The organism is Kocuria sp. CPCC 205261 (genome assembly GCF_040981025.1).
GTDB lineage: Bacteria > Actinomycetota > Actinomycetes > Actinomycetales > Micrococcaceae > Kocuria > Kocuria marina.
In genome coordinates this window covers 141875-165537 of sequence record NZ_JAVKPU010000001.1, presented here as the reverse complement: position 1 = coordinate 165537, position 23663 = coordinate 141875, and the positions used below count along the sequence as shown (strand labels likewise).

23 protein-coding genes and 1 tRNA gene are annotated in these 23663 nt (G+C 71.0%); 17 read left to right on the top strand and 7 right to left on the bottom strand.

Going from position 1 to position 23663, the window contains the following annotated elements; translation table 11 throughout:
- Window positions 1-2: 2 nt before the first annotated feature.
- The 4 genes from RF646_RS00715 to RF646_RS00700 all read right to left on the bottom strand — a co-directional run bounded on the left by RF646_RS00715 (window position 3) and on the right by RF646_RS00700 (window position 4576).
- Window positions 3-332, bottom strand: coding sequence for a hypothetical protein (locus RF646_RS00715; protein WP_368834938.1), 330 nt, complete (start codon window positions 330-332; stop codon window positions 3-5).
- Between the two features lie 153 nt (window positions 333-485).
- Window positions 486-1091 (bottom strand): LppP/LprE family lipoprotein, encoded by a 606-nt coding sequence (locus tag RF646_RS00710; protein WP_368834937.1) that lies wholly within the window; start codon window positions 1089-1091, stop codon window positions 486-488.
- A 67-nt stretch (window positions 1092-1158) separates the two neighbouring features.
- Window positions 1159-3180 (bottom strand): hypothetical protein, encoded by a 2022-nt coding sequence (locus RF646_RS00705; protein WP_368834936.1) that lies wholly within the window; start codon window positions 3178-3180, stop codon window positions 1159-1161.
- A gap of 7 nt (window positions 3181-3187) precedes the next feature.
- Window positions 3188-4576 carry a sigma 54-interacting transcriptional regulator gene (locus tag RF646_RS00700; protein WP_368834935.1) on the bottom strand — a complete coding sequence of 463 codons (1389 nt, stop codon included), beginning with the start codon at window positions 4574-4576 and terminating at the stop codon, window positions 3188-3190.
- Between the two features lie 133 nt (window positions 4577-4709).
- Between RF646_RS00700 and RF646_RS00695 the strand changes: the two genes are divergently transcribed.
- The 6 genes from RF646_RS00695 to nrfD all read left to right on the top strand — a co-directional run bounded on the left by RF646_RS00695 (window position 4710) and on the right by nrfD (window position 12581).
- Window positions 4710-5381 (top strand): histidine phosphatase family protein, encoded by a 672-nt coding sequence (locus RF646_RS00695; protein WP_368834934.1) that lies wholly within the window; start codon window positions 4710-4712, stop codon window positions 5379-5381.
- Window positions 5382-5450: 69 nt separating this feature from the next.
- Window positions 5451-6344, top strand: a complete 894-nt coding sequence (locus RF646_RS00690; protein WP_368834933.1) for an SCO1664 family protein — start codon at window positions 5451-5453, stop codon at window positions 6342-6344.
- A gap of 126 nt (window positions 6345-6470) precedes the next feature.
- Complete coding sequence (locus RF646_RS00685; protein ID WP_035965408.1) at window positions 6471-6812, top strand: hypothetical protein; 342 nt, start codon at window positions 6471-6473, stop codon at window positions 6810-6812.
- Between the two features lie 200 nt (window positions 6813-7012).
- Window positions 7013-10393, top strand: coding sequence for a formate dehydrogenase (gene fdh, locus RF646_RS00680; RefSeq protein ID WP_368834932.1), 3381 nt, complete (start codon window positions 7013-7015; stop codon window positions 10391-10393).
- Between the two features lie 11 nt (window positions 10394-10404).
- Complete coding sequence (locus RF646_RS00675) at window positions 10405-11484, top strand: 4Fe-4S dicluster domain-containing protein (protein WP_368834931.1); 1080 nt, start codon at window positions 10405-10407, stop codon at window positions 11482-11484.
- A complete protein-coding gene (gene nrfD, locus RF646_RS00670; RefSeq protein WP_368834930.1) occupies window positions 11481-12581 on the top strand; it encodes an NrfD/PsrC family molybdoenzyme membrane anchor subunit in 1101 nt (366 codons plus the stop codon). The genes RF646_RS00675 and nrfD overlap by 4 nt, the downstream gene beginning before the upstream one ends.
- A 121-nt stretch (window positions 12582-12702) precedes the next feature.
- Here the strand turns inward: nrfD and selD are convergent, their stop codons facing one another.
- On the bottom strand, window positions 12703-13746 hold the full coding sequence (selD, locus tag RF646_RS00665) for a selenide, water dikinase SelD (protein WP_368834929.1): 1044 nt from the start codon (window positions 13744-13746) through the stop codon (window positions 12703-12705).
- Window positions 13747-13829: 83 nt separating this feature from the next.
- Here selD and RF646_RS00660 point away from each other — a divergent pair.
- The 11 genes from RF646_RS00660 (at window position 13830) to RF646_RS00610 (ending at window position 21695) form a co-directional block, all read left to right on the top strand.
- Window positions 13830-13924: transfer RNA gene (locus RF646_RS00660), tRNA-Sec, on the top strand.
- 41 nt (window positions 13925-13965) lie between these two features.
- Complete coding sequence (gene selA / locus RF646_RS00655; RefSeq protein ID WP_167318268.1) at window positions 13966-15273, top strand: L-seryl-tRNA(Sec) selenium transferase; 1308 nt, start codon at window positions 13966-13968, stop codon at window positions 15271-15273.
- Window positions 15273-17060 (top strand): selenocysteine-specific translation elongation factor, encoded by a 1788-nt coding sequence (gene selB / locus RF646_RS00650; protein ID WP_368834927.1) that lies wholly within the window; start codon window positions 15273-15275, stop codon window positions 17058-17060. Before selA ends, selB begins: the two co-directional genes overlap by 1 nt.
- A gap of 276 nt (window positions 17061-17336) precedes the next feature.
- Window positions 17337-17537 (top strand): DUF3072 domain-containing protein, encoded by a 201-nt coding sequence (locus tag RF646_RS00645; RefSeq protein ID WP_231885531.1) that lies wholly within the window; start codon window positions 17337-17339, stop codon window positions 17535-17537.
- Window positions 17538-17649: 112 nt separating this feature from the next.
- The gene (locus tag RF646_RS00640) at window positions 17650-18471 is read left to right on the top strand and encodes an alpha/beta fold hydrolase (RefSeq protein ID WP_064846031.1); all 822 of its coding nucleotides are present in this window, start codon (window positions 17650-17652) and stop codon (window positions 18469-18471) included.
- A gap of 135 nt (window positions 18472-18606) precedes the next feature.
- Window positions 18607-18747 (top strand): hypothetical protein, encoded by a 141-nt coding sequence (locus RF646_RS00635; protein ID WP_313361861.1) that lies wholly within the window; start codon window positions 18607-18609, stop codon window positions 18745-18747.
- A gap of 162 nt (window positions 18748-18909) precedes the next feature.
- The gene (locus tag RF646_RS00630; RefSeq protein WP_064846033.1) at window positions 18910-19170 is read left to right on the top strand and encodes a hypothetical protein; all 261 of its coding nucleotides are present in this window, start codon (window positions 18910-18912) and stop codon (window positions 19168-19170) included.
- A 35-nt stretch (window positions 19171-19205) separates the two neighbouring features.
- The gene (locus RF646_RS00625) at window positions 19206-20114 is read left to right on the top strand and encodes a DMT family transporter (protein WP_368834926.1); all 909 of its coding nucleotides are present in this window, start codon (window positions 19206-19208) and stop codon (window positions 20112-20114) included.
- A gap of 245 nt (window positions 20115-20359) precedes the next feature.
- Window positions 20360-20977 carry a mismatch-specific DNA-glycosylase gene (locus RF646_RS00620; RefSeq protein ID WP_085107121.1) on the top strand — a complete coding sequence of 206 codons (618 nt, stop codon included), beginning with the start codon at window positions 20360-20362 and terminating at the stop codon, window positions 20975-20977.
- Window positions 20978-21060: 83 nt separating this feature from the next.
- The gene (locus RF646_RS00615) at window positions 21061-21495 is read left to right on the top strand and encodes a hypothetical protein (protein ID WP_144997891.1); all 435 of its coding nucleotides are present in this window, start codon (window positions 21061-21063) and stop codon (window positions 21493-21495) included.
- Complete coding sequence (locus RF646_RS00610) at window positions 21495-21695, top strand: helix-turn-helix transcriptional regulator (RefSeq protein ID WP_064846036.1); 201 nt, start codon at window positions 21495-21497, stop codon at window positions 21693-21695. The genes RF646_RS00615 and RF646_RS00610 overlap by 1 nt, the downstream gene beginning before the upstream one ends.
- Before the next feature lie 23 nt (window positions 21696-21718).
- Here the strand turns inward: RF646_RS00610 and RF646_RS00605 are convergent, their stop codons facing one another.
- Window positions 21719-23164, bottom strand: a complete 1446-nt coding sequence (locus RF646_RS00605; RefSeq protein ID WP_368834925.1) for a carboxylesterase family protein — start codon at window positions 23162-23164, stop codon at window positions 21719-21721.
- Window positions 23157-23600 (bottom strand): GNAT family N-acetyltransferase, encoded by a 444-nt coding sequence (locus RF646_RS00600; protein ID WP_312793741.1) that lies wholly within the window; start codon window positions 23598-23600, stop codon window positions 23157-23159. Before RF646_RS00600 ends, RF646_RS00605 begins: the two co-directional genes overlap by 8 nt.
- Window positions 23601-23663 lie beyond the last annotated feature (63 nt).

The following is a 23663-nucleotide window of genomic DNA, read 5'->3' as shown; positions in this document are numbered from 1 at the left end:
ATTCACCTCCAGGCCAGCGCGAGGCCGGCCACGTAGCAGGGAGCCGCCGCGAGGGCGTCTCGGGTGTGACGTCGCAGCGGGCGCGCACCGTGGCGCTGCAACAGGAAGAGCGGGACGACCGCCGGTGCGAGGACCGCCGCCACTGGGGAGCGCTCACGCACCGCGGCCACGCATGCCGCCGCGGTCACGGCGGACGTGGTGATGTACAGACCGTGGTGGATCCACCGGACGTTCGAGGTGTTCACCCACCGGGCGGCCACGGACGCCCCCAGCGCGCAATTGGCGGTGTATGCACCGGCGGATGCGGTCACGAGCGTGCGCAGCAGGTTCATGACTCTCCTCGCCGGTGGGGTGCGTCCCGTGCGCTCATCGTGTCACACGTGGCATGCCACGGTGTCCAGCCACGCGGCCGCGCCGCCGTCCCGATGGAGCGCGGGGACGACGGCGCGTGGTGGCGTTGTCGAAACCGGGCGCCGGGGCGCGGCTCAGCCGATACCCGGGGGCCACTCGCCCGCGTGGTCCACGGACTCGGTGTTCGGGTTCCAGGAGTACGTCGACACGGCCCGCCCGCTCGCACCGGCATTGCTCTCGCCCTCCTTGGCCCACCGGTAGGTGACCTGGATGGCGGAGTCGGACAGCCGCACGGTCGCGGGCGAGAAGGCGATGCCCTCCTTGGTGGTCGTGCCCAGGTATTCGCCGTCGTGGAAGAGCATCTGCTGCGACGGGGAGGACGCCGTGCCCCTGCGGATCGTCAGCGTGACCCACGACAGGTCCGCGCACGGGTCGTACGTCTCGGTGTCGATCGCCACCCACTCGGCGTCGGGAACGTTGCCCTGGGGGAACGCCGGGCCCACCTTGTCGATGTTCTCGTTCACGGCCTGCTCCGCGGAGGTGTTCGCGCACGACCCGGACGGTTCGGGGGTCGCAGACGATGCCGCAGTGGTCGCCGCGGGGCTCTGCGACCCGGGCGCGGGGGTGTCGGACGCGGTCATGTGACTCTTGGGCTGCGCGGCGGGCGAGGAGACGGGAGCCGCGGCGGTCGCCTGGCCGGTCGCCGCGGCGTCGGTCCCGGCCTGCGGGCTCGTCTTCACTTAAGCAATACTTCTATGTAAATGCAAAAGAATCAGCCCGCGACCAGGGCATTCGTCCCGAAGACCGTCACGCGTCGTCGTCCGCGAAGCTGTCACCCGACCCACCCCAGGAGCCGTTCCGGGAGCGTGAACGCATGTATTCGCCCAGCACCGCGGCGTCGAGGTCCTCGGGATCCGGGGCGACCACCCGACCGCGCACCCGGCGCGCGAGCGCCGCGATGAAGCGGACGAGTCCGGGGTCGTCCCCCAGCCGGAACAGGGTGATCTCGGTGCCGCGCCGGGCCACGGCGTCCAGCTGCGCCACGGTGAGCCGCAGGGTCTCGGGATCGGGTGGGTACATGAACCATGCCTCGCCGCCGGGTTCCAGGTGGGCGGTGGCCTCACCGTCCGTGACCACGAGCAGCACGGGGTGCATGGTGGGGTGCTTGCGGAAGAAGCGCTGCGCCAGCAGCAGGCCGTGATGCAGGTTGGTGCCCTGTTCGTGCCACGCGGGCAGCGCGGTGAGCTCCCCGATGTCCATCGTCTGGGCGTAGCGGCCGAACGTGATGAGTTCGAGTGCGTCACCCCGGAAGCGGGTGGAGATCAATTGGTGCAGGGCGATCGCCGTGCGCTTCATGGGGACCCAGCGCCCGTTCAACGCCATGGAGAAGGACGTGTCCACGAGCAGCGCCACCGCCGCTTGCGTGCGCGCCTCCGTCTCGCGCACCTCGATGTCCTGGACGTCGATCCGCAGACCCGCACTCGGGTCCGCGCCCGACGCCGCCGTGCGGGTCACCGCGTTGGTCACCGTGCGGGTCACGTCCCACGGTTCCACGTCCCCGAACTGCCACGGGCGGGACGAGCCGGTCTGCTCACCGGCGGCCCCGGCGAGCCGGGTGTCCCGGCGGCCACTGCGACCGGAGAGTCTCCCGGCGGCGTCGCGCAACAGGGATTTGCCGAGCTTGCGCATGGCCCGCGGGGACAACCGCAATTCGCCGTCCGTGCCGCGGCGCAGGTAGCCGCTGTTCCGCATGGCGCGCTCGAGCTCGGTAAGCGTGCGCGCGGCGACGGCGGCGTCGTCGCCCAGTTGCCGGGCCAGCGCGGCCACGTCCAGGTCCGAGAGCGTGGAACCCGCATAGGACTGGGACAGCTGCTCGCTCAGGGCGTCCAGGTCCGCGAGGTCCTGCAGCACACCCGTCCCGTCCCCGAGACCGAGGCCTTGATCGCCCTCGAACTGCTCCGAACCGGACCAGTCCAACCCGGGACGCAGGCCCTGCAGCGCGGCGTCGAGGCGGTCCAGTTGAGACATCAGTTCGGGGGAGCCGAACGCCTGCGCGGACAGCGCCATGAGCTCCTCGCGCTGCTCCGGGGTCATGGACCGCATCATGCGCTGCGCGGCGGCGGAGCGCTGAGCCAGCGCGTCGATGAGCTCGTCGATGCCCTGGGGGTTCTCGGGGAACTGGTCCCCGTGCCGGTTCATGAACCGCTCGAAGTCCTCGGGCGTGTCCTCGCCGCGGGCGTGCTTCTCGAGCAGCTCGTTGAGGTCCTCGAGCATGCGGGAGACCGCGGCGCGGTCCTCGTCCGTGGCGTTCTGCAGCGCGTTCTTCATCCCCGCGAAGCGCTGCTCGAGCAGTTCGCGGCCCAGCAGGTCCTTGATCTGTTCGTAGTTGCGCCGTGCGGCGTCCGACTGCCAGTCGTAGTCGGACAGTTCCGTCACGGCTGCCGCGGTGGAGGACGGCAGGGCGTCCAGGCGCATCTCCCGGAACTGCCGGTCCGTGGGATCCATGCGCGCGTCCCGCAGGAACTGATCGCGCTCCTCGCGCAGCGCGCGGTCGAGCAGTTTCTTGGCCTCCTGCACCGTGCCGTCCAGGCGGTGCCGGCTCAGCAGGTCCCGACGCCGCTGATGCACCTGGCGCGCCAGATCGTCCAGCCCGCGCTGGTTGCGCCCGCCGCGGCGCAGGAATTCGCGCAGGGCCTGGTCGGGGGAGTAGCCGGCCATGACGTCCTCGGTCACGGCGTCCAGGACCTCCCCGAGGTCCACGGGTGGGGCCAGGGGATCGGGGCCGCCGGAGTAACGACCGTACCGTGAAGAATGCCGGGGTGTGCGCATGGGAGGCCTATCCGTAGACGGTTTCCCCGTCGCCGGACTCCTTGGAGAGCTTCCGGGTCAGGAACAGCCCCTCGAGGGCGAGTTCGACGGCGGTCGCGCGGTACCCGGGCCCCTCACCGCCCACGCGTTCGGCCAACCGGTCGTAGAGCTCGGAGTCCTCGAGGGCGGGCAGGGCGTCGAGGAACTCCTGGGCGCCGACGCGTTCGCCGGTCGTGATGGTGCGCTGACCGTCGAACGCGGCGACCAGGGGAGAGAGATCCAGGCCGCGGAAGTGTTCCCGCACGGTCTGGGCGGTCGCGGTACGCAACAAGTGCTCCAGGATGTCGTCCTCGCGGCCTTCTTCACCGGATTCGAACTCGACCTTCCCGCCGAGTACGGCCACCGCGGTGTCCACGTCCACCAGCCGGGCCACGGCGGGGTCACCGGGGCGCACCGTGGCGCGGTGCCGGGCGGCGGCCGCCACGGTTTCAGCTCCCGCGATCGCGAAGCGCGCGGAGACACCCGAGGACTGGTTCACCGCGCTGGATTCACGCAGTTGTCGTGTGAACCGGGCCAGGATCTCCAGGATGATGTCGGGGACCTCGGCGGTGAGTTCGGCCTCCTGGCGGATCACGGCCATCTCGTCCTCGAGTTCGAGCGGGTAGTGGGTGCGGATCTCCGCCCCGAAGCGGTCCTTGAGCGGGGTGATGATCCGGCCGCGGTTGGTGTAGTCCTCCGGGTTGGCGGAGGCCACGACCATGACGTCCAGCGGCAAGCGCAGCACGTAGCCGCGGATCTGGATGTCCCGCTCCTCCATGACGTTGAGCAGGGCCACCTGGATGCGCTCGGCCAGGTCAGGTAGTTCGTTGAGCGCCACGATCCCGCGGTTCGCGCGCGGGATCAGCCCGTAGTGGATGGTCTCGGGGTCCCCGAGCCGCCGTCCCTCCGCGACCCGCATGGGGTCCACGTCCCCGATCAGGTCCGCGACGGACGTGTCCGGGGTGGACAGCTTCTCCACGTAACGCTCGTCGCGATGGCGCCACGTGATCGGTAGGTCGTCACCCTCCGCGGCGATCCGCGCGGTGGACTCGGCGGTGAGCGGTTCGTAGGGGTGTTCGTTGAGTTCGGAGCCCGCGATCACGGGCGTCCACTCGTCCAACAGCCGTGGCAGGGTGCGCAGCAAGCGGGTCTTGCCCTGGCCACGTTCACCCAGCAGCGCGACGTCGTGCCCCGCGATCAGCGCGCGCTCGAACTGGGGGATCACGGTGCGCTCGAAGCCGTGCAGTCCCTGCCACGGGTTCTCCCCCGCGGCGAGCGCCGCGAGCAAGTTGTCGCGGATCTCCCGGCGCAGGGATTTCAGCTCATGACCCGACGCGCGCAGGTCACCCAGGGTGCGGATGTCAGGTTGGGCGTTCACGCGCGTCACGCTACGCCCGGTGGGCGGCGGCGTCGAGCCCCCGGGGCGGTTCGGTGACGCCGTGTGACGGGCGGGGAGCCGTGCGGGGCGGGGCCCGTGACGCGGGGGCGGGTGCGTTCTAGGCTGACGAAGCATGAGCGACTCCCGCGGATCGACCACCGTCCTGCTCGTGCGTCACGGCCGCACCCCCACGACGGGTGAGCTGTTGCCGGGGCGTTCCCCGGGACTGCACCTGTCCGAGCAGGGGTGGGAGCAGGCGCGCGCCGCGGCCGAGCGGATTGCGGAAATGCCCGTGAGCGCGCTGTACAGCTCGCCGCTCGAACGCGCGCGGGAGACCGCCCAGCCGAGTGCCGAGCTGCTGGGTCTGCCCGTCCGCGAGGACCCCGCGCTCCTGGAGCTCGACGTGGGGCAATGGGCGGGGCGCGCGCTCAACGACCTCAACCGGTTGCCCGAGTGGCGCACCGTGCAGCACAACCCCTCCGCGTTCCGGTTCCCGGACGGGGAGAGCTTCCCCGAGATGCAGCAGCGCATGGTCGATGCCGTGCAGCGCCTGTGCACGTTCCACCCTGGTGGGACCGTGGTGTGCTTCTCCCACGCGGACCCCATTCGCGGGTTGCTGGCCCACGCGATGGGCACGCCCCTGGACAACTTCCAGCGGCTCAGCGTGGGGCCGTGCTCGATCTCGGTGCTGTCCTATCCCGCGGCGCCCGGCGGTGCGGATGAGCCCTCCGGCGACGACACGAATCCGGTGGTGCTCACGGTCAACTCCACGCGGGATTCCTTGCGGGAGCTGGTGGCGTCGTGACGGGCCGGTCCGGCGCGACCCGGAGCGGGCGCGGGGGCGGCGGGACGGCGTCGTCGTGAGAGCGGCGTCGTGAGGGCGGAACGAGCGGACGGGCTGCTGCGCACGGGGGAGATCACGCTGCTCGGACAGCTCGCGCGCAGCAGCAATGAGACGTTCCTCGTGGAGGTGCGCGCGCTGGCGTCGCAATCGGTCACCGGCACCGACGGCGACGCTCGTGTCGGCGAGGTCCCCGACCCTGAAGCCGCCGAGGCCTGCTCGGTTCCCGCGATCGGCGACGACGCCGCTCCGGCCGACTCACCCGTCGCGGCACCCGACCCCGACAACGCAGCTCCCGCAGCAACGTCGTTCGGTCCGCCGGACTCGGACACGGCATGCTGGGCCATCTACAAACCCGAGCTCGGGGAGCGGCCCCTGCACGACTTCCCGCCGGGTCTGTACCGCCGGGAGCGCGCCGCGTACCTGCTCAGCGAGGCGCTCGGCTGGGGGATCGTCCCGCTCACCGTGATCCGGGACGACGCCCCGTTCGGGACGGGATCGCTGCAGTTGTTCGTGGCCGCGGACCCCCGGGAGCACTACTTCACGATTGTGGAGGACCACCCGGACACCCACCCGGTGCTGCGCGCCATGGCCGCCTTCGACGTGCTGACCAACAACACCGACCGCAAATCCGGCCACGTCCTGCGCGGCTGGGACGGGCGGGTCTGGGGGATCGACCACGGCCTGTGCTTCGCCGCGGCGTTCAAACTGCGCACCGTGATCTGGGAATTCGCGCGCGACCCCTTGCCCCCGGACCTCGTGGCGGACATTGCGGCGCTCGCCGAGAACGGCGCACCGCCGGAGGTGGCCGAGCTGCTGACGACCGAGGAGACGCGTGCCCTGCGTCGTCGTGCCCGTGCCCTCGCGCTGCTGGGCAGGCTCCCGGAGGACCCCTCCGGCATGCGCTACCCGTGGCCGCTCGTGTGAGCCGCCACGGAGCGGTCCGCTGCGCGTGAAGCGGCCGGGGGTCCGGTGGAGGCGCGGGGCCGCGGCACCGTAGTCTGACCGTGCGCGTGACAGCGCGCTCGTCGAGAACCTGGCAAGGAGTAACCCATGACGCAGCCCATCCCGGACCCCAACCCGCTCGACAACCCCGAGGCCTCGGACGACACGTTCCGCGAGGACGAACTGATCGGCACCACCGGTGACGAGGACTCCGCGTGGGAGGAGGACGACGCCCAATGGGGTGCCGACGAGGATCCCCTGACCCACCCCGAGGAAGCTGACGTGGAGCAGGTGGCGCAGGAGGAGACGATCCCCGAGCTCGATACCACCTCCGAGACCCAGGACCCGGAGGTCGAGGCCCTCGTGCAGGACCCGCAGGCCGACCGCGAGGTCAACCGCTCGTTGCGGGACGGCGCGGACCAGACCGTGGACCCCATGGACGAGCGCTGACGCGACACGCCGTCGCAGACCACCGACGACCCGTGGCGTCCCTGCGGCCCATGTGGCCGCCCGGCCGCCACGGGTCGTCGCCGTGCGGGCCGAATCGCGGCGTGACCCGGGCCGATGCCGCAGTGAGGGCCGCGCGGGTCGTCGCCGTCGCGACACACCTGACACCTGGACGCGCGCGGTAAACGGTCTATTCTTGAGGTATGTCCCGATTCAGCCCGCTCGAGTGGCCGGTCATCCGCCAGCTCCGGACCGGGGATCACACCGGCCGCAGTTCCGCGGTGCAATCACAGCGCACGCGTGAGATCACGCCGCGCACCAGCAGCGCGGACCGCGTGGTGCAGAGCGTGTGCCCGTACTGCGCGGTGGGGTGTGGCCAGAAGGTCTACGTCAAGGACGAGCGCGTGGTCCAGATCGAGGGTGATCCGGATTCCCCGATCTCCCGCGGTCGGTTGTGCCCCAAGGGGTCGGCGAGCGAGCAGCTCGTGAACTCCCCGGGCCGTCAGACCCAGGTGCTCTACCGCGCCCCGGGTGCCGCCAAGTGGCAGCCCCTGGACCGGGATACCGCGATCGACATGATCGCCGATCGTTTCCTGGAAGCCCGACGCCGCGGTTGGCAGGACACCGACGAGCAGGGCCGTCCGCTGCGCCGCACCATGGGCATCGCGTCCCTGGGCGGGGCCACGCTGGACAACGAAGAGAACTACCTGATCAAGAAGCTGTTCACTGCAGCGGGTGCCGTACAGATCGAGAACCAAGCCAGGATTTGACACTCCGCCACGGTTCCCAGTCTGGGAACCTCGTACGGCCGCGGCGGCGCCACCCAGTCGCTGCAGGACATGGCGAACGCCGACTGCATCGTGATCCAGGGATCCAACATGGCCGAGTGCCACCCCGTGGGATTCCAGTGGGTCTCCGAGGCGAAGGCGCGCGGCGCCAAGATCATCCACGTGGATCCGCGTTTCACGCGCACCTCTGCGGTCGCGGACAAGCACGTCCCCATCCGGGCGGGCTCGGACATCGCCCTGCTCGGTGCGCTGATCAACTACGTTCTCACGCACGACCTGTGGTTCCACGACTACGTGGTGTCCTACACGAACGCCGCCACGATCATCAACGAGGACTTCGAGGACACCGAGGACCTCGGCGGGATCTTCTCGGGCTACGACGTCGAGAAGGGCGCGTACGACCTCTCGTCGTGGGCCTACGACGACGAGGACGACGACGCCGGTGACGGCACCGACAAGCACGAACAGGGCGACGAGGAACGCGAGGAAGCCGGCGGCGACAAGTTCGGCAGTGGCGGCGCGCCCACGGGTGCGTCCGAACCGCGCTGCGACGAGACCCTGCAGGACCCCCGCACGGTCTTCCAGATCCTGAAGCGCCACTTCTCGCGCTACACGCCGGAGAAGGTCGAGGAGGTGTGCGGCATCTCCGCCGCGGACTTCGAGTACCTGGCCCGTGCCGTGACCGAGAACTCGGGACGCGAGCGCACCACGTGCTTCGCGTACGCCGTGGGGTGGACCCACCACACGCTGGGCGCGCAGTTCATCCGCACGGCCGCGATCCTGCAGTTGCTGCTCGGCAACGTGGGTCGTCCCGGCGGGGGCGTCATGGCACTGCGCGGGCACGCGTCCATCCAGGGCTCCACGGACATCCCCACGCTGTTCAACCTGCTGCCGGGTTACCTGCCCATGCCCTCGGTCGAGTCCGATTCGCTCACCGAGTACCTGGGCACGATCGGGTCCAAGACGCAGAAAGGCTACTGGGCTGACGCGGACGCCTACACCGTGAACCTGCTCAAGGCATGGTGGGGGGACGCCGCGCGCGACGACAACGACTGGGCGTACCACTACATGCCGCGGATCAACGGTCCGCACGGGACGTACCAGACCCTCATGGCCATGCTCGAGGACAAGGTGGACGGGTACTTCCTGCTGGGGCAGAACCCCGCGGTGGGATCGTCCAACGGCCGCATGCAGCGCACCGCCATGTCCCACCTCAAGTGGCTCGTGGTGCGCGATCTGAACATGATCGAATCCGCCACGTGGTGGAAGGACGGACCCGAGATCGAGTCCGGCGAGCTGAAGACGGAGGACATCCAGACCGAGGTGTTCTTCATGCCCGCGGCCACCCACGTGGAGAAGTCGGGATCGTTCACACAGACCCAGCGTCTCGTGCAATGGCGCCACCAGGCGGTCTCCCCGCCGGGTGACGCGCAGAGCGAGCTGGACTTCTTCTACGACCTGGGCCGGCGACTGCGCACCCGGTTGGCGGAGTCCACGGATCCCCGGGACCGGCCCCTGCTGGACCTCACGTGGGACTACCCGCTGACCGAGGAAGGTGAGCCGGATCCCGAGAGCGTGCTCGCGGAGATCAACGGCCGGTTCGAGACCGGCCCCGATGCGGGCAAGCCGCTGTCCTCCTACACCCAGATGAAGGCGGACGGCAGCACGTCCGGCGGGTGCTGGATCTACACCGGGATCTACGCGGACGGCGTGAACCACGCCGCGGACCGGGTTCCCGGGCGCGAGCAGGACGAGATCGCCTCCAAGTGGGCGTGGGCCTGGCCCGCGAACCGACGGATCCTCTACAACCGCGCCTCGGCGGACCCCCAGGGCAAGCCGTGGAGCGAGCGGAAGAAGCTCGTGTGGTGGGACGAGGAGTCCGGGCGCTGGACCGGCAAGGACGTGCCCGACTTCCCGGTGGACAAGGATCCCGGCGCGCGGCCTGACCCGGAGCTCGGTGGCGCGGCCTCGCTGCACGGCGACGACCCGTTCATCATGCAGGCGGACGGCAAGGGGTGGCTGTACGCCCCCAAGGGTCTCGTGGACGGGCCCATGCCCACCCACTACGAGCCCCAGGAGTCGCCGGTGGCCAATGCGCTGTACTCGCAGCAGCAGAACCCGGCCCGCGTGATGTTCCCCCGCAAGGACAACCTCTCCGCACCGAGTGCGGGCGCGCCCGGCAGCGAGGTCTACCCGTACGTGTTCACCACGTACCGGCTGACCGAGCACCACACCGCCGGTGGCATGAGCCGCTGGTTGCCGTACCTGTCCGAACTGCAGCCCGAGGCGTTCTGCGAGATCTCCCCGGAGCTCGCCGAACAGCAAGGGTTGGAGCCCTTTGGATGGGCCACGATCATCTCGCCGCGCTCGGCCATCGAGGTCAAGGTCCTGGTGACCGACCGGATGACGCCGCTGCGGGTGGGCGGGCAGACCGTGCACCAGATCGGGCTGCCCTATCACTGGGCCGTGGGCAAGGACGCCGTGGTCAGCGGTGACGCCGCCAACGACCTGTTGGGGATCACCCTGGACCCGAACGTCCAGATCCAGAACTTCAAGACGGGTTCGTGCGACATCCGCCCCGGCCGCCGGCCGCGCGGTGCCGAACGCATCGCGCTCATCGAGGAGTACCAGGAGCGGGCCGGGCTCACCGTCCGGACCGGCAACGAGCGGATCACCGATCCGCAGCGGAAACTGAACGAGGATCCGAAGCGTCCCCACGGCGAGGGCCAGTCCGCGGGGCGTTCCACGGCCCGAGGAGCCGGCACCGCGGTGCGGGAACGGGAAGAGGACGAGTGAGCACGGATCGGATGACACCCACTGACAGGTTCGCGGACGACTCCCACTGGGATCATCCGCACGAGCGCCGCGGGTTCTTCACGGACACCTCCATCTGCATCGGGTGCAAGGCGTGCGAGGTCGCGTGCAAGGAGTGGAACCGCAACCCCGCGGACTCCGACTACGAGCTGCTGGGTTCCTCGTACGACAACACGGGCGGCCTGGGCGCGGACACGTGGCGGCACGTGGCATTCATCGAGCAGTCGCGGGACCGCATCGAGCAGGCCCGGGAATCCGGGCGGGCGCTCGTGGACCTGGGGATGCCCCGCGTGGGTCCGCCCGCGGCGTCGTCGTCGGCTGAACCCGCGTCCGGTGGCTGCGGGTGCTCGTCCGGGGGAGGGGGGTGCGGGAGCGCGGCCACGACCGGCGGCGCATCCACCGCGCAGGACGGCGACTCCCCGGTCCTGGACACCCCGGACTTCCGGTGGCTCATGTCCTCGGACGTGTGCAAGCACTGCACCCACGCCGGGTGCCTGGACGTGTGCCCCACGGGCGCGCTGTTCCGCACCGAGTACGGCACCGTCGTGGTCCAGGAGGACATCTGTAACGGATGCGGGACGTGCGTGGCCGGCTGTCCGTTCGGCGTGATTGAGCGCCGCGACGACGGCCTCGTGGAGCCCAAGAACCAGCGCGGTGCGGCTCCCATGCCGGACACTGTGAAGGTCCCCCAGGACGGGATCGCCCAGAAGTGCACGCTGTGCTACGACCGTATGAAGGACGACCAGACCCCGGCGTGCGCGCAGGCGTGCCCCACCACGTCCATCAAGTACGGCGAGCGCGAGACCATGCTCGAGTCGGCCCAGAAGCGCGTCGCCCAGTTGCACGAGCAGGGCAAGACCGAGGCGCGGCTCTACGGCGCCAACCCCAAAGACGGCGTGGGCGGAACCGGGTCCATCTTCCTGCTGCTCGACGAGCCCGAGGTGTACGGCCTGCCGCCGGATCCCCGCGTCCCCACGGCGGACCTGCCGCGCATGTTCAAGCGTGCGGGCATGGCCATGGTGGGCATGCTGGCGCTCGGCGCGGTCGCGTTCACGGCGGGTGATCGCTCATGAGCATTTCCCCGTACGACGCCTACCGTCCGCCGCAGGAGCCGCGCGGCAAACGACGCCGCAAGAACCGCACCCCGGGCGGGGGAGCCTTCCGCCGCGGTGGCGGTGACGGTTCCCGCGAAGTGCCCGTGGTGCCGGAGCCCGAGTTCACGTCCTACTACGGCCGCCCGATCGTCAAGGCCCCGCCGTGGGACTCCAAGATCGCGTCCTACCTCTTCCTGGGCGGTCTCGCGGGTGGTTCCGCGCTGCTGTCCCTGGGCGGCTACCTCACGGACCGGCCCGCACTGCGTCGCAACGGTCGCCTGGGTGCACTGGGAGCGGCGAGCCTCGGGACCGTGGCGCTCGTCGCGGACCTCGGGCGCCCCGAACGGTTCCTGCACATGATGCGCACGGTCAAGCCCACCTCGCCCATGAGCCTGGGTTCGTGGTTGCTTGCGGGTTTCGCGACCAACGCGGGCGTGGCCGCCGCGATCGAGGTGGACCGGATGACGGATGAACGCCTCCCGCTCGGCCCCCTGCGCCCGGTGCTGCACGCGCTCGAGCTGCCCACGAGCGTGGCCTCCGGCGTTCTCGGAGCGCCGCTCGCGGCCTACACCGCCGTGCTGCTCGGGGACACCGCAGTGCCCACATGGCACGAGATGCACGCGCACCTGCCGTTCGTGTTCGTCAGCTCGGCGTCCTTGGCGTCCGGGGGCTTTGCGCTCGTGACCACGTCCGTGGCGGAGACCGGTCCCGCGCGGTTCTTCGCGGTGGCCGGGGTCGCGGGGGAGCTCGCGGCCATGCACGTCATGAAGGGCGCCATGGACCCCGTCTCCGTGGAGCCGCTCGAACAGGGCAAGCCCGGTGCGTGGCTCACGTGGAGCGAACGGCTCTCGGTCATCGGTGGCGCGGGCGTTCTGCTTGGCGGACGACGCCGCTGGGTCGCCGCAGCCTCGGGGCTCGCCCTCATGACGTCCTCCGCGCTCACGCGCTGGGGTGTGTTCTGGGCCGGCAAGGAATCCGTGAAGGACCCCCGGTACACCGTGATCCCGCAGCGCAACCGGCTCGAGAAGCGCCGCGCCGCCGGGATCATCGACGATTCGATCACGACCGCCGGTTGAGTCTGCCGTGGCGGGGGGCTGCCCCGCTCACGTGCGAACACATGCCCAGGACGACCGCGCAGGCCGTCTCGCAACCGGTCGGATGAACGGTTCGCGCAATGGGTTGAGTTGAACGACGCGCTCAGCGCACGGTGATGAGCGCGTCGCCGTCGGCGGCAACCTCGGTGGTCTCCCCGATCACGGGATAGCCGGGGACCTCCCCGACCACGAGCAGTCCGCCCGAGGTCTGGGCATCCGCGAGCAGGAGCAGCTGGTCCTCCGTGATTCCCGATCCCGCGGACAGGAACGGGCGCACCCAGTCCAGGTTGCGGCGGGTACCACCCGAGACGAAACCGTCCCGCAGGGCGTCCGCGGCGCCGTCGACGAGCGGAACCGCGGAGGCGTCGAGCGTGGCGGCCACCCCGGAGGCCCGGCACATCTTGTACAGGTGGCCCAGCAGACCGAAACCGGTCACGTCCGTGGCCGCACGCACCCCGGCCGCAAGGGCTGCGCGGGACGCATCCTTATTGAGCGCGGTCATGGTCTCGATCGCGGCGGGGAACACCTCGCCCGTGGTCTTGTGCCGGTTATTGAGTAGTCCCACCCCGATCGGCTTGGTCAGGGTGATGGGCAGACCAGGCCGGGCGGCGTCGTTGCGCATGAGGCGTTCGGGATCTGCGGTACCGGTGACCGCCATGCCGTACGTGGGTTCGGGGGAGTCGATCGAGTGCCCACCGATCACGGGGCAGCCCGCGAGCGCGGCCACGTCCAGACCGCCCTGCAGCACCTCGGACATCAGGCTCATGGGCAGCAGTTCACGGGGCCAGCCCACGAGGTTGATCGCGACCACGGGGGTCCCGCCCATCGCGTAGATGTCGGACAGTGCGTTCGCCGCGGCGATCCGGCCCCAGTCGCGGGCGTCGTCCACCACGGGGGTGAAGAAGTCGGCGGTCGAGAGCACCGCGAGGTCGGGGCGCACGAGGACGGCCGCGGCGTCGTCGCCGTCGTCCAGGCCCACGAGGACGTCCGGGGAGTTCTGGCCCGTGAGTCCCTTGACGGCGTCCTCGAGCTCGCCCGGCGGGATCTTGCAGGCGCAGCCACCGCCGTGGGCGTAGCTCGTGAGACGGCCGATCCCGGTCCCGGACGGGTGCGAGGTCGTGGACGGGCGGGCGGCTTCGGGAGTCATGCGTCCAGTCTAGGAGTGGGGACGGACAGGCTACTGAGTTATGACGACCGAGGGCGTCCGAGTGCAGTGATACATTCGCTCCCGGAGGCGTACGTGTCCTGGTGGGCGCCCCGGTCTTCAAAACCGGTGAGACCGAGCAGCTCGGTCTGGCGGGTTCGATTCCCGTCCGCCTCCGCCACTTTTTGAGCACTCGCCCGCCACAGATCCCGAGGAGTTGCCGTGAGTGCAGCGGATCCCCGCAGCCGCATCCCCCGCACCGACCGGTTGCTCGCGGATCCTCGCATCGGGTCCGCGGGAGCCGGGCTGGGGGCCGCGGCGGTGCGGGCCGCGATCACGGCCGCGCAGGCCCGGGCACGCGCGGGGGAGATCGCACCCGAGGACGTCGCGAGCGCCGTCGTCACCGAGCTCTCGGTGCGCGGCGCGTCTTCATTGACCCCGGTGCTCAACGCCACGGGCGTGGTCGTGCACACCAACCTGGGCCGCGCTCCGCTCTCCGATGCCGCCCGCCAGGCCCTGCAGGACGCCTCCGGCTACGTGGACGTGGAACTGGACCTGACCACCGGGCAGCGCTCCGGCCGGGGTGTCGCCGCGCGGCAGGCACTGCTCGACGCGTGCCCCGCCGCCGAGGATGTGCTGATCGTCAACAACGGTGCCGCGGCGTTGGTCCTCGCCACGACCGCGCTGGCCGCTGGGCGCGAGGTCCTGATCAGCCGGGGCGAATTCGTGGAGATCGGTGCCGGGTTCCGCTTGTCCGACCTTATGGAATCCACGGGTGCGCGGCTGCGCGAGGTGGGGACCACCAACCGCACGCACCACGCCGACTACCGGGACGCCATGGGTCCGGAGACCGGGTGCATCCTCAAGGTCCACCCCAGTAACTTCCGGGTGGACGGCTTCACGTCCTCGGTGCCGCTCGGGGAGCTGCGGGCGCTCGCGGAGGAGCACGGGGTGCCGCTCGTGGTGGACGTGGGTAGCGGCCTGCTCACGCCGGATCCCGCGCTGCCCCACGAGCCGAGTCTGTCGGAAGCGCTCGAGGCCGGCGCGGACGCCGTGATCGCGAGCGGGGACAAGCTGCTCGGCGGGCCCCAGGCGGGTCTGTTGCTCGGGCGCACCGAGACGATCCGCCGCCTTGCGCGCTTCCCGCTGGCCCGGGCCGTGCGCGCGGACAAACTGACCCTCGCCGCCCTCGAGGCCACCCTGCGGGGCGGTCCCACCCCCGTCGCGAGCGCCCTGCACGCGGACCCGCAGCGCGTGCGTGAGCGCGCGGAGGCCCTGGCCGCCGCGGTGGGGGCCGACGTCGTGGAGCACGATGGTCGCGTGGGTGGGGGTGGTGCCCCCGGTGTCCCGCTGCCCGGCTGGGCCGTGCGGCTCCCGGAGGCCGCCGCGCGCCCGTTGCGTCTCGGCACGCCAGCCGTGCTGCCGCGCGTGCACGACGGCGCGTGCCTCGTGGACCCCCGCTGCGTCCCCGAGGAGCGGGACGCCGACCTGCTCGCCGCCGTGCGCGCGGCGCTCGCGGAGGTGGGCTGATGTATGTCGTGGCCACGGCCGGTCACGTGGACCACGGCAAGTCCACCCTGGTCCGAGCACTCACGGGGATCGAACCGGACCGGTGGGACGAGGAGAAGCGACGCGGGCTCACGATCGACCTCGGGTTCGCGTGGACCGAGCTGCCCTCGGGGAGGCATGTGGCGTTCGTGGACGTCCCCGGGCACGAGCGGTTCCTGGGCAACATGCTTGCCGGTGTGGGCCCGGCTCCGGTGGTGTGCTTCGTGGTGGCCGCGGACGAGGGCTGGCAGGCCCAGTCCCGCGACCACCGGGATGCGGTCGCTGCTCTCGGGATCGAGTACGGGATGATCGTGGTGACCAAGGCGGATCGGGCTCCGGAGCGGGTGGCCGACGTCGTGGCGCGTGCGCGCGCGGAGCTCGCCCACACGGGTCTCGCGGACGCTCCCGCCGTGGCCGTCTCGGCGCGGGAGGGAACCGGACTCGACGAGTTCCGGGACACGCTGGACGCGGTGCTCTCCCGCGTGCCCGGCCCGGACCCGGACGCCAGGATCCGGTTGTGGATCGACCGGGCCTTCACGATTTCCGGTGCCGGGACCGTGATCACCGGGACCCTGACCGCCGGGACCCTGCACACGGGTGACCGGTTGACCCTGCGCGGTCGAACGGGAAAGCAAGAGGTCGCCGTGCGCTCGATCCAGAGTCAGAATGATTCCGTGGCGCGGATCGGACCCACCCACCGCGTGGCCGTGAACCTGCGGGGCACGAGCAAGGACGCGATCCACCGGGGGGACGTGCTCGTGACCCCGGACGCGTGGCCGAGCGCGGGCGTCATCGAGGTCCGCCGTGAGAGGGGTGCTCCGTTCGACGAACTGCCCGCCGAGATCGTGGTGCACGCGGGAACCGCCGGCGTGGGCGCTCGGTTGCGACCGCTCGATGCCGATCACGCCCGATTGCAGCTGGACCACGAGATGACCCTCGTGCCGGGGGACCGGCTCGTGCTGCGCAGTCCCGGGGCGCAGGTCGCGGTCGGGGGTGCACGTGTGCTCGACGTCGACCCGCCCACCTTGGACCGGCGCGGTGCGGCCGCCCGGGAGACCGCTCGGCTCGCGGGCATCGCCGACCACGGCGACCCCGTGGCGGAAACCGTCAAGTACGGGGCGGTGAGCACCGAGCGGTTGCGGCTGCTGGGGTTCGCGGCGGACGAGACGCCCTCCGGCGACGTCGTCGTAGCGGACGGATGGTGGATCCACGTGCCCCGGCTCACGGAGTGGGCCACGCAGTTGCGAGCGGCGGTCGAGGCCGCGCACGAGCGCGACCCCCTGGCCCCGGGACTGCCCCGGGGCGCGGCCCGCACAGCGCTCGGCGAACCCGGCGGACGGCTCCTGGACATGCTCGTGGCCCGGGCGCAGCTCACGGAGCAGGACGGATACATCACGGTCCCCGGTCGCGGCGGCGGACTCGGTGCCGCGGAGGCCGCGATCACCGCGCTCGAGAAGCGCTTGCGTGCGGATCCGTTCGCGGCACCGGAGGCGTACGAACTGCAGGAGTTGCGCCTCGGCCCCCGAGAACTGGCGGCGGCGCAGCGGCTCGGTCGGGTGCTGCGGTTACCCGGCGATGTCGTCCTGTTGCCCACCGCGCCCGCGCTCGCGATGCGCGAGCTCGCGCGGCTGCCCCAGCCCTTCACCACGAGCCAGGCGCGGCAGGCGTGGGGCACCACGCGCCGGGTGGCCGTACCGCTGCTCGAACACCTGGACGCCAAGGGCTGGACGCGGCGCGAGGACGGGAGCAACCGCAGCATCGTGCGGTGAACACCCGCTGCGGATCGGTACGAGCGGTGGGACCTTGCGCGCCGTGAGCGAAACATCCTCGCGGGGAGGCGGAGCGGGGGCTAACGTCGACACCACGACATCCGGTGATCCGGCGCGAGACCCAGCGAAGGAGCAGTCATGACCGAAACCCCCGCACAGGACCCCCAGGGCGGACAGCCCCCGCTCGAGAACGGCACCCCGGACGGTGCCCTGCCCGACCAGGCCGCCAACGGCGTTCCGCAGGGAGAGACCAATGGCGCGCCCCAGGGCGAGACCATCGGTGCGACCGGTGACGCTCAGGACTCGTCCCTCGAGAAGGACCCCTCGACCTGGGTCAGCGGCGATGAGCCCATGACCGCGTCCCAGAAGTCCTACCTGGACACCCTCGCCAAGCAGGCCGGGGAGGAACTGCCCGCGGATCTCACCAAGGCGGAGGCGTCCCAGCACATCGAACGGCTCAAGGGCTCGCAGAACTGATCCGTCCTCATCCGGGACGTCCCGGATCCACCGCCCCGTACCCGGCATCCACGCCGCGTGCGGGGCGGTGTCCGCTTTGGGGCGCGGTGGGCGCGCACAGTAGATTGGGCCCGTGCCCCAGGACCAGAAACCCCTCGTGAAGACCACGCTCGTGGGAGACGGCGAGCATCGCGTCGTGTTCCTGCACGGGCTGTTCGGCCGCGGCAAGAACTTCACGAACATCGCCAAGGGATTGCGACCCGAGTTCCGCAGCTTGCTCGTGGACCTGCCCAACCACGGTGAGTCCGCCTGGACCGAGAGCTTCGGCTACGCAGCCATGGCGGATACCGTGGCCGCCGAGCTGCGTGAGTCCTTCGCCGCGGACGGTCCCGTGGACGTCGTGGGCCACTCGATGGGCGGCAAGGTCGCCATGATCCTGGCCCTGCGTCACCCGGAACTCGTGCGCCGGCTCGTGGTCGTGGACATCTCCCCGGTGGGTGCGCAGGAGTCCGGTGCCGGGCGGGGCGACTTCGAGCACCTGCTGGGCGCCCTGCAGCGCCTGGACCTGAGCGACGTCAGCCACCGCTCCCAGGCGGACGCCGCGCTGCGCCCCGAGATCCCCGAGGACCACGTGCGCGGTTTCCTCCTCCAGAACCTGCGCCACCGGGACGGCGGTTTCGGGTGGCAGCCCAACCTGGGCCTGCTCCATGCCGAGCTCGGCGCCATCGGGGACTGGCCCGCGGACGACGTCGCAGGGCGCACCTTCATGGGGCCCGTGCTGTGGATCGCGGGGGAGCGTTCCGACTACGTCCAGGACAGCGACGTCCCCGCGATGCGCGCGCTGTTCCCGCGCACGGTGCGGACCACGGTGCGCGGTGCGAGCCACTGGGTGCACGCGGACCGCCCGGACGAGGTCATCTCCGCGCTGCGCACGTTCCTGCTCACCGACCGCTGATCCGCTGCGATGCCGCCGATCGGCGCGCATCATTCCCGCGCGGAGCGCCTCCGGGCGGGCCCCGCGGTTAACACGCGCGGGCGTCGCCGCCCCGGCCGACAGAGTTCTGAGTCCACGACCAAAAGAGAACCCCGGATGCACTCCGACCTCGGCCGCTGTGTCTTCGTGACCTTAAGCGGGGTGTTCTGCATCGTCGGGACACTCGTGGGCGTCGGGGTGACCGGGACCTTCGTGGCTGACACCGCCGGGGGAGCCCTGGACTCGGAGCGACCCTGATCGTTCCCGCGGGCACCGCGTTCTCCATCTGGTCCGTGATCTACGTGGGCCTGTTCCCCTACACCGTGCGGCAATGGCTGCCGAGCGTCGCAACGACCGCACGGGAGCACCGGATCGGCTGGCTCGCCGGGGTGTCCATAGTGCTCAACGCCGCATGGCTGCGTGCTCCTCACCGCCGTCTCCGCCCGGCTCCTGGGTCCGCGTTTCACCGTGGCCGGGGCCGTGGTGTGGGCGCTCGTGTGGATCGGGGTGGCCCGCACCTCCAGCGGACCCGCGTCCCAGGTGGTGGGAACCGCGGCGTTCGTCCTCGCGGCCGTGACCTTGGTGATCTGGATCATCGCCCTGGTCCGGGGTCGCTACCGGGGCACCCGGGCACTCGACACCCGCGCGGGACGCGAGCGCAGCGGCGTCGTCGCGAGCTGACCCGGTACCGCGGGGCACCGCGTAGCGTGGACGCCGTGAATCCCTCGACCTCACCGACGGTCCGGGAGAGCGGTGGTTCGTCCGCGCAGGGCGTGCTGCTCGTGGTCGCCGCGGCGTTCGTCACGCAGACGGGCGCGGCGATCGCCGTGAGCCTGTTCGACCACGTGGGCGCCACGGGTGCCGTGTTCCTGCGACTGGTCATTGCCGCGGTGGTGCTGTGCGCCGTCGTGCGACCCTCCCCGGCGGGGCTCACGCGGCACACGATCGGGGTCGTGCTGGCGTTCGGGGTGGCCCTCGGTGGGATGAACCTGTTGATCTACCAGGCGATCGCGCGATTGCCGCTCGGGATCGCGGTGACCATCGAACTGCTCGGACCGCTCGCGCTGTCCGTGGTGCTGTCCCGGAAGTGGAGCGGGGTGCTGCGGGCCGCCCTGGCGCTCGCGGGCGTCGTGCTGCTGAGTGGTGTGGGCCCGGGCTCAGGGGTCCCCGACCTCGCGGGCGTGTTCTTCGCCATGGCTGCGGCCGCGATGTGGGCCGTGTACATCCTGATGTCCCGGCAGGCGGGGCGCAGTTTCCCGGGGACCCAGGGGCTCGCATGGGCCATGGTGATGGGCGCGGTGCTCGCGGCGCCCTTCGGGGTCGCGAGCGGTGGAGCGGCGCTGCTCGAGCCGCGCATGTTGCTCGTGGGGCTCGCGGTGGCGCTGCTGTCCTCGGCGCTGCCCTACGCCCTCGAACTTGCGGCACTGCGTCGGTTGGCCGCCGAGACGTTCTCGATCCTGGTGAGCCTGGCACCGGCCGTCGCCGCTCTGGTGGGCTGGGTGATCCTGGGGCAGGTGCTGGGCCCTGCGGAGATCATCGGGATGGGCCTTGTGATCCTCGCCGGTGCGGCGGCCGTGCGCACGGGGCGTCTGCCATCCACGGGGCCGACGCCGCCGGGGACATGACGCGCGCTGGTTCCGACCCGGCCCGCTCCCGCCGTTCCGGGCTGCGTCGTCGGAGGGGTGGGTTCCCGCAGCGCTGCCCGCTCCGCGTCGTCGAAGGAGCATGTTCCCGCCGCGCTGTCGGCTTCGCTGGAGGCGTGGTCAAGCCCCGCCACCCGACTCGACGGAGGGACGTTCTGCTCCGAGTGCGCCAGCTGTGTTCCGGCATCCATCCGGGCCGTCGGTGCTGCGGCCTAGCATGATCCACCATGGGATTCTCACGCGCCGAACTCGACTCCTACCGGGATCGCACTGTCCCGGATCTGCTGCCCCAGCCGTTGCGGCTGTTGTTCGTGGGTATCAACCCGGGGCTGTGGACCGCCGCGACCGGTGCGCACTTCGCCCGGCCGGGTAACCGGTTCTACCCGGCGCTGCACCGCGCGGGGATCACCCCGACCCTGATCAACGCCGCCGACGGCTACGTCCCGGAGGAGCTGGCGCAACTGACCGACCGGGGGATCGGGATCAGCAACGTGTGTCCCCGGGCCACTGCGCGGGCGGATGAGCTCACCGCGGAGGAGTTCCACGAGGGGGCACAGCGGCTGGACCGACTGGTCCGCGCGGAGCATCCCGCCGTGGTTGCGGTGCTCGGCATCACCGCGTACCGCGCGGCCTTCGACCGCCCCAAGGCCGTCACGGGTCGGCAGGATTCACCGTGGCCGGGCACCGAACTGTTCGTGGCACCCAACCCCAGCGGTCTCAACGCCCACAGCTCCCTGGACGACCTCGCGCGGATCTACGGTGACATCGCCTGCGCCGCGGGCATCGCCGTCGACCCGGAGGACACCCCTCGAAGCGTTGAACCTCGGGATGTCAAACACCCTTGACATCGGGTGTCAAGCATACTTGACTGTAGCCATCGACATTCGGAACGGTATCCCCGCTCCGACCGGGTGAAGGGATCGCAGTCATGACCACTCGAACAGAGCGCCGGATGAAGGCGCCCCCGTCCGCCTATGTCACCATGCTCATCACCGGTGCGCTCGCCGCGGCGGCGCTGGGTGGCGTGGCCGCATGGTTCTTCGACGAGAACCGGCTCATGGCGTTCGGCATCTTCGCGGTGTGCACCGCCGGGCCCATGTTCGCCCTGTCCTGGTTCGTGTTCGTCTCCCGATACACGGTGAAGTCCGATCCCCACGCGGAGGACAACGTGGAGGGCCAGTGGTACGAGAAGGCGGCCTCGGGCGCCTTCCACGACTTCCTGGTGGTGGCCGGGCTGGGCTGCGTCGTCCTGGCCCTCACGCAATTCGAGATCGCGGGATCGACCCTCCTGGTGCTGTTGCTCGTGTTCGTCATGGCTGATGCCGCCATCCGCTACGCGGTACTCAACAGGCGAGGGGCCTAGTGGACAACCGGATCGCGGAGCGGAGGGGAGACCGGTCGTGGTCGCAGGCCCACCTCGCACAATTGCTGGGCGTCTCCCGCCAGACCGTGATCTCGATCGAGCGCGGCCGGTTCGACCCCAGCCTCCCGTTGGCGTTCCGGCTCGCCGCCGTGTTCGAATGTCGGATCGAGGACCTGTTCACGCCCGACGCCGTCGAGTGACCCGTGTTCCCGAGCCACCCTGTTCAGACGGCACGACCCGTATCCGGCGGGAACACCCGCAGCCCCGCGCGGGAATCACTCGTGACGGGCTCGCCCCGCGCGAAGTCCGCCCACGCGCGACGCAAGCGAGCGCCGTCGGCGAGAACGTCCGCCCACGTGTGTCCCTCGACCATGGGGGTGCGCTCCCATGCCGGGCCAGGGAAGAGCAGGGGCAGCTCGGAGATGTGCGCCGCGGCGATTGGGCTGCGCCCCACACCCCACGAGAACTCGTAGCGCGCGCCCGTGCCACCCGAGCGGACATGGCGTTGCGCGAACCGGCGGGCACCCCGGCCGTAGAGCCGCTGGGTGAACGGGCTGATCAGGATCCGCTCCACGCCGCGGGATTTGCGGGGGTGGTTCATCCGCCGGAGTAGCGGGGGGATGCGCGCGGTGAACAGCGCGGCTTCGCGGGTCGTGTTGCCCACGAGGACCTCCACGTGTGGGGCGGCCTCACACCAGTGGCGGTCCAGGGCGGCCTCGGGTGGCATCGGGTCGTGACCGTACTGCAGTCCGAACGGCATCTGCCCCTTGAGCCCGAACCGCGTAGCGGCCTTGGCCACGCGCTGTTGCATCGTGCGGATGTCATCGAGCGACGCGTCCCGGGCGAGTGCGCTCGCGGTCGTCGCCATAAGCTCGCTCATCGTGGCGCGCCCGGCCAATAGGCCGAACGGCGCGCTCTGGATGACGGCACGGCGGAACAGGCCCCGAGCGCCGTCGGCGATCATGAGGTGCGCGACCGCGTCCCCACCCGCGGACTGACCGAACGCCGTGACGTTGGCGGGGTCGCCGCCGAACGCGGCGATGTTCTCGCGCGTCCAGCGCAGGGCAGTGATCATGTCCAGCAACCCCAGGTTGGCGGGGATGTCCGCGCCGTCGCCCAGGAAACCGAGCAGCCCCAGCCGGTACGTCACGTTCACCACGATCACGCGCTGTTCGCTCACGAGCACGCGCGGGTCGTAGAACGGCGCGTCCCCCGCGCCGGATGCGTACGACCCGCCGTGGATCCACACCATCACGGGCAGCCCGGCGTCCGGCGGCGTGTTCGCAGGCACGGTCACGGAGACGCGCAAGCAGTCCTCGTCCTGGGGCAGCTCTCCGATGTTGCTGCCCACGACGTCGTCCAGGAACGGCATGGGTGGTTGCGGGCACGCGGGCGCCGGTTCGGTCGCGTGGAGCTCCGCCGCCGACGCCGCGACGGGCCGCGGTCGCTCGAAACGCCCCGCGTTCGCGTACCGGATCCCGGTGGCCCGGTCCACTGGCCCGTCCCGCCATCCGATGATCCGCCCGCACGGTGCGTCCCACCGGGGTGCGGTGGGTGCGTCGGACGGGGGCGGGGCGGAGCGATCTGAAACGGCGTGACCCGGGACGGCGGCGTCGTCGTCCTGTGGGGCGGACCCCGGATTTCCCGGAGCGGGGGGACGCTCAGTCATGCGCGCCGCGATCCATGGACAGGCTCATCCCGATGGTCCGCGGCGCGGGGTCCGCGAACCCGTGCCGCTCGTACAGCGGACGCCCGGGCTCATCCGCCATGAGGGACACGTACGCGCCCGGCGGTGCGTCGCGGCGGATGCGATCCAGCAGCGCGCGCAGGACCGCGGAGCCGATGCCCCTGCCCTGATGCGGCGGCAACACCGCCATGTCGATCACGTGGAAGTACCACCCGCCGTCCCCGATCACCCGGCCCATGCCCACGGTGTCACCGGACTCGTCGTGGATCGCGTGGATCGCCGCCCACGCGCCGCCGATCCCGGCCGCGGCCTGTTCCTCGGTCTTGCGGCTCATCCCCGCCTCACGGCGCAGCGTCAGGTAGTCCGGGATCGTGGGCGGGCCGTCCAGGACGGTGTAACCGGGCAGGGTGTCGTTCATGCTCCTATCCTGGCGCATCCGTGGACCACGGAACACCACGCCAGCGGGGTGTCCGCTGGCGCC

Bases quoted from the DNA above. Each gene is read 5' to 3' on its own strand.
- RF646_RS00685 (WP_035965408.1), top strand. From the start codon at position 6,471: ATGACGCAGCCCATCCCGGACCCCAACCCGCTCGACAACCCCGAGGCC.
- selB (WP_368834927.1), top strand. From the start codon at position 15,273: ATGTATGTCGTGGCCACGGCCGGTCACGTGGACCACGGCAAGTCCACC.
- RF646_RS00635 (WP_313361861.1), top strand. From the start codon at position 18,607: ATGCACTCCGACCTCGGCCGCTGTGTCTTCGTGACCTTAAGCGGGGTG.
- RF646_RS00675 (WP_368834931.1), top strand. From the start codon at position 10,405: ATGACACCCACTGACAGGTTCGCGGACGACTCCCACTGGGATCATCCG.
- RF646_RS00695 (WP_368834934.1), top strand. From the start codon at position 4,710: ATGAGCGACTCCCGCGGATCGACCACCGTCCTGCTCGTGCGTCACGGC.
- selD (WP_368834929.1), bottom strand. From the start codon at position 13,746: ATGACTCCCGAAGCCGCCCGCCCGTCCACGACCTCGCACCCGTCCGGG.
- RF646_RS00615 (WP_144997891.1), top strand. From the start codon at position 21,061: ATGACCACTCGAACAGAGCGCCGGATGAAGGCGCCCCCGTCCGCCTAT.
- RF646_RS00715 (WP_368834938.1), bottom strand. From the start codon at position 332: ATGAACCTGCTGCGCACGCTCGTGACCGCATCCGCCGGTGCATACACC.
- nrfD (WP_368834930.1), top strand. From the start codon at position 11,481: ATGAGCATTTCCCCGTACGACGCCTACCGTCCGCCGCAGGAGCCGCGC.
- RF646_RS00705 (WP_368834936.1), bottom strand. From the start codon at position 3,180: ATGCGCACACCCCGGCATTCTTCACGGTACGGTCGTTACTCCGGCGGC.
- RF646_RS00605 (WP_368834925.1), bottom strand. From the start codon at position 23,164: ATGACTGAGCGTCCCCCCGCTCCGGGAAATCCGGGGTCCGCCCCACAG.
- RF646_RS00600 (WP_312793741.1), bottom strand. From the start codon at position 23,600: ATGAACGACACCCTGCCCGGTTACACCGTCCTGGACGGCCCGCCCACG.
- RF646_RS00620 (WP_085107121.1), top strand. From the start codon at position 20,360: ATGGGATTCTCACGCGCCGAACTCGACTCCTACCGGGATCGCACTGTC.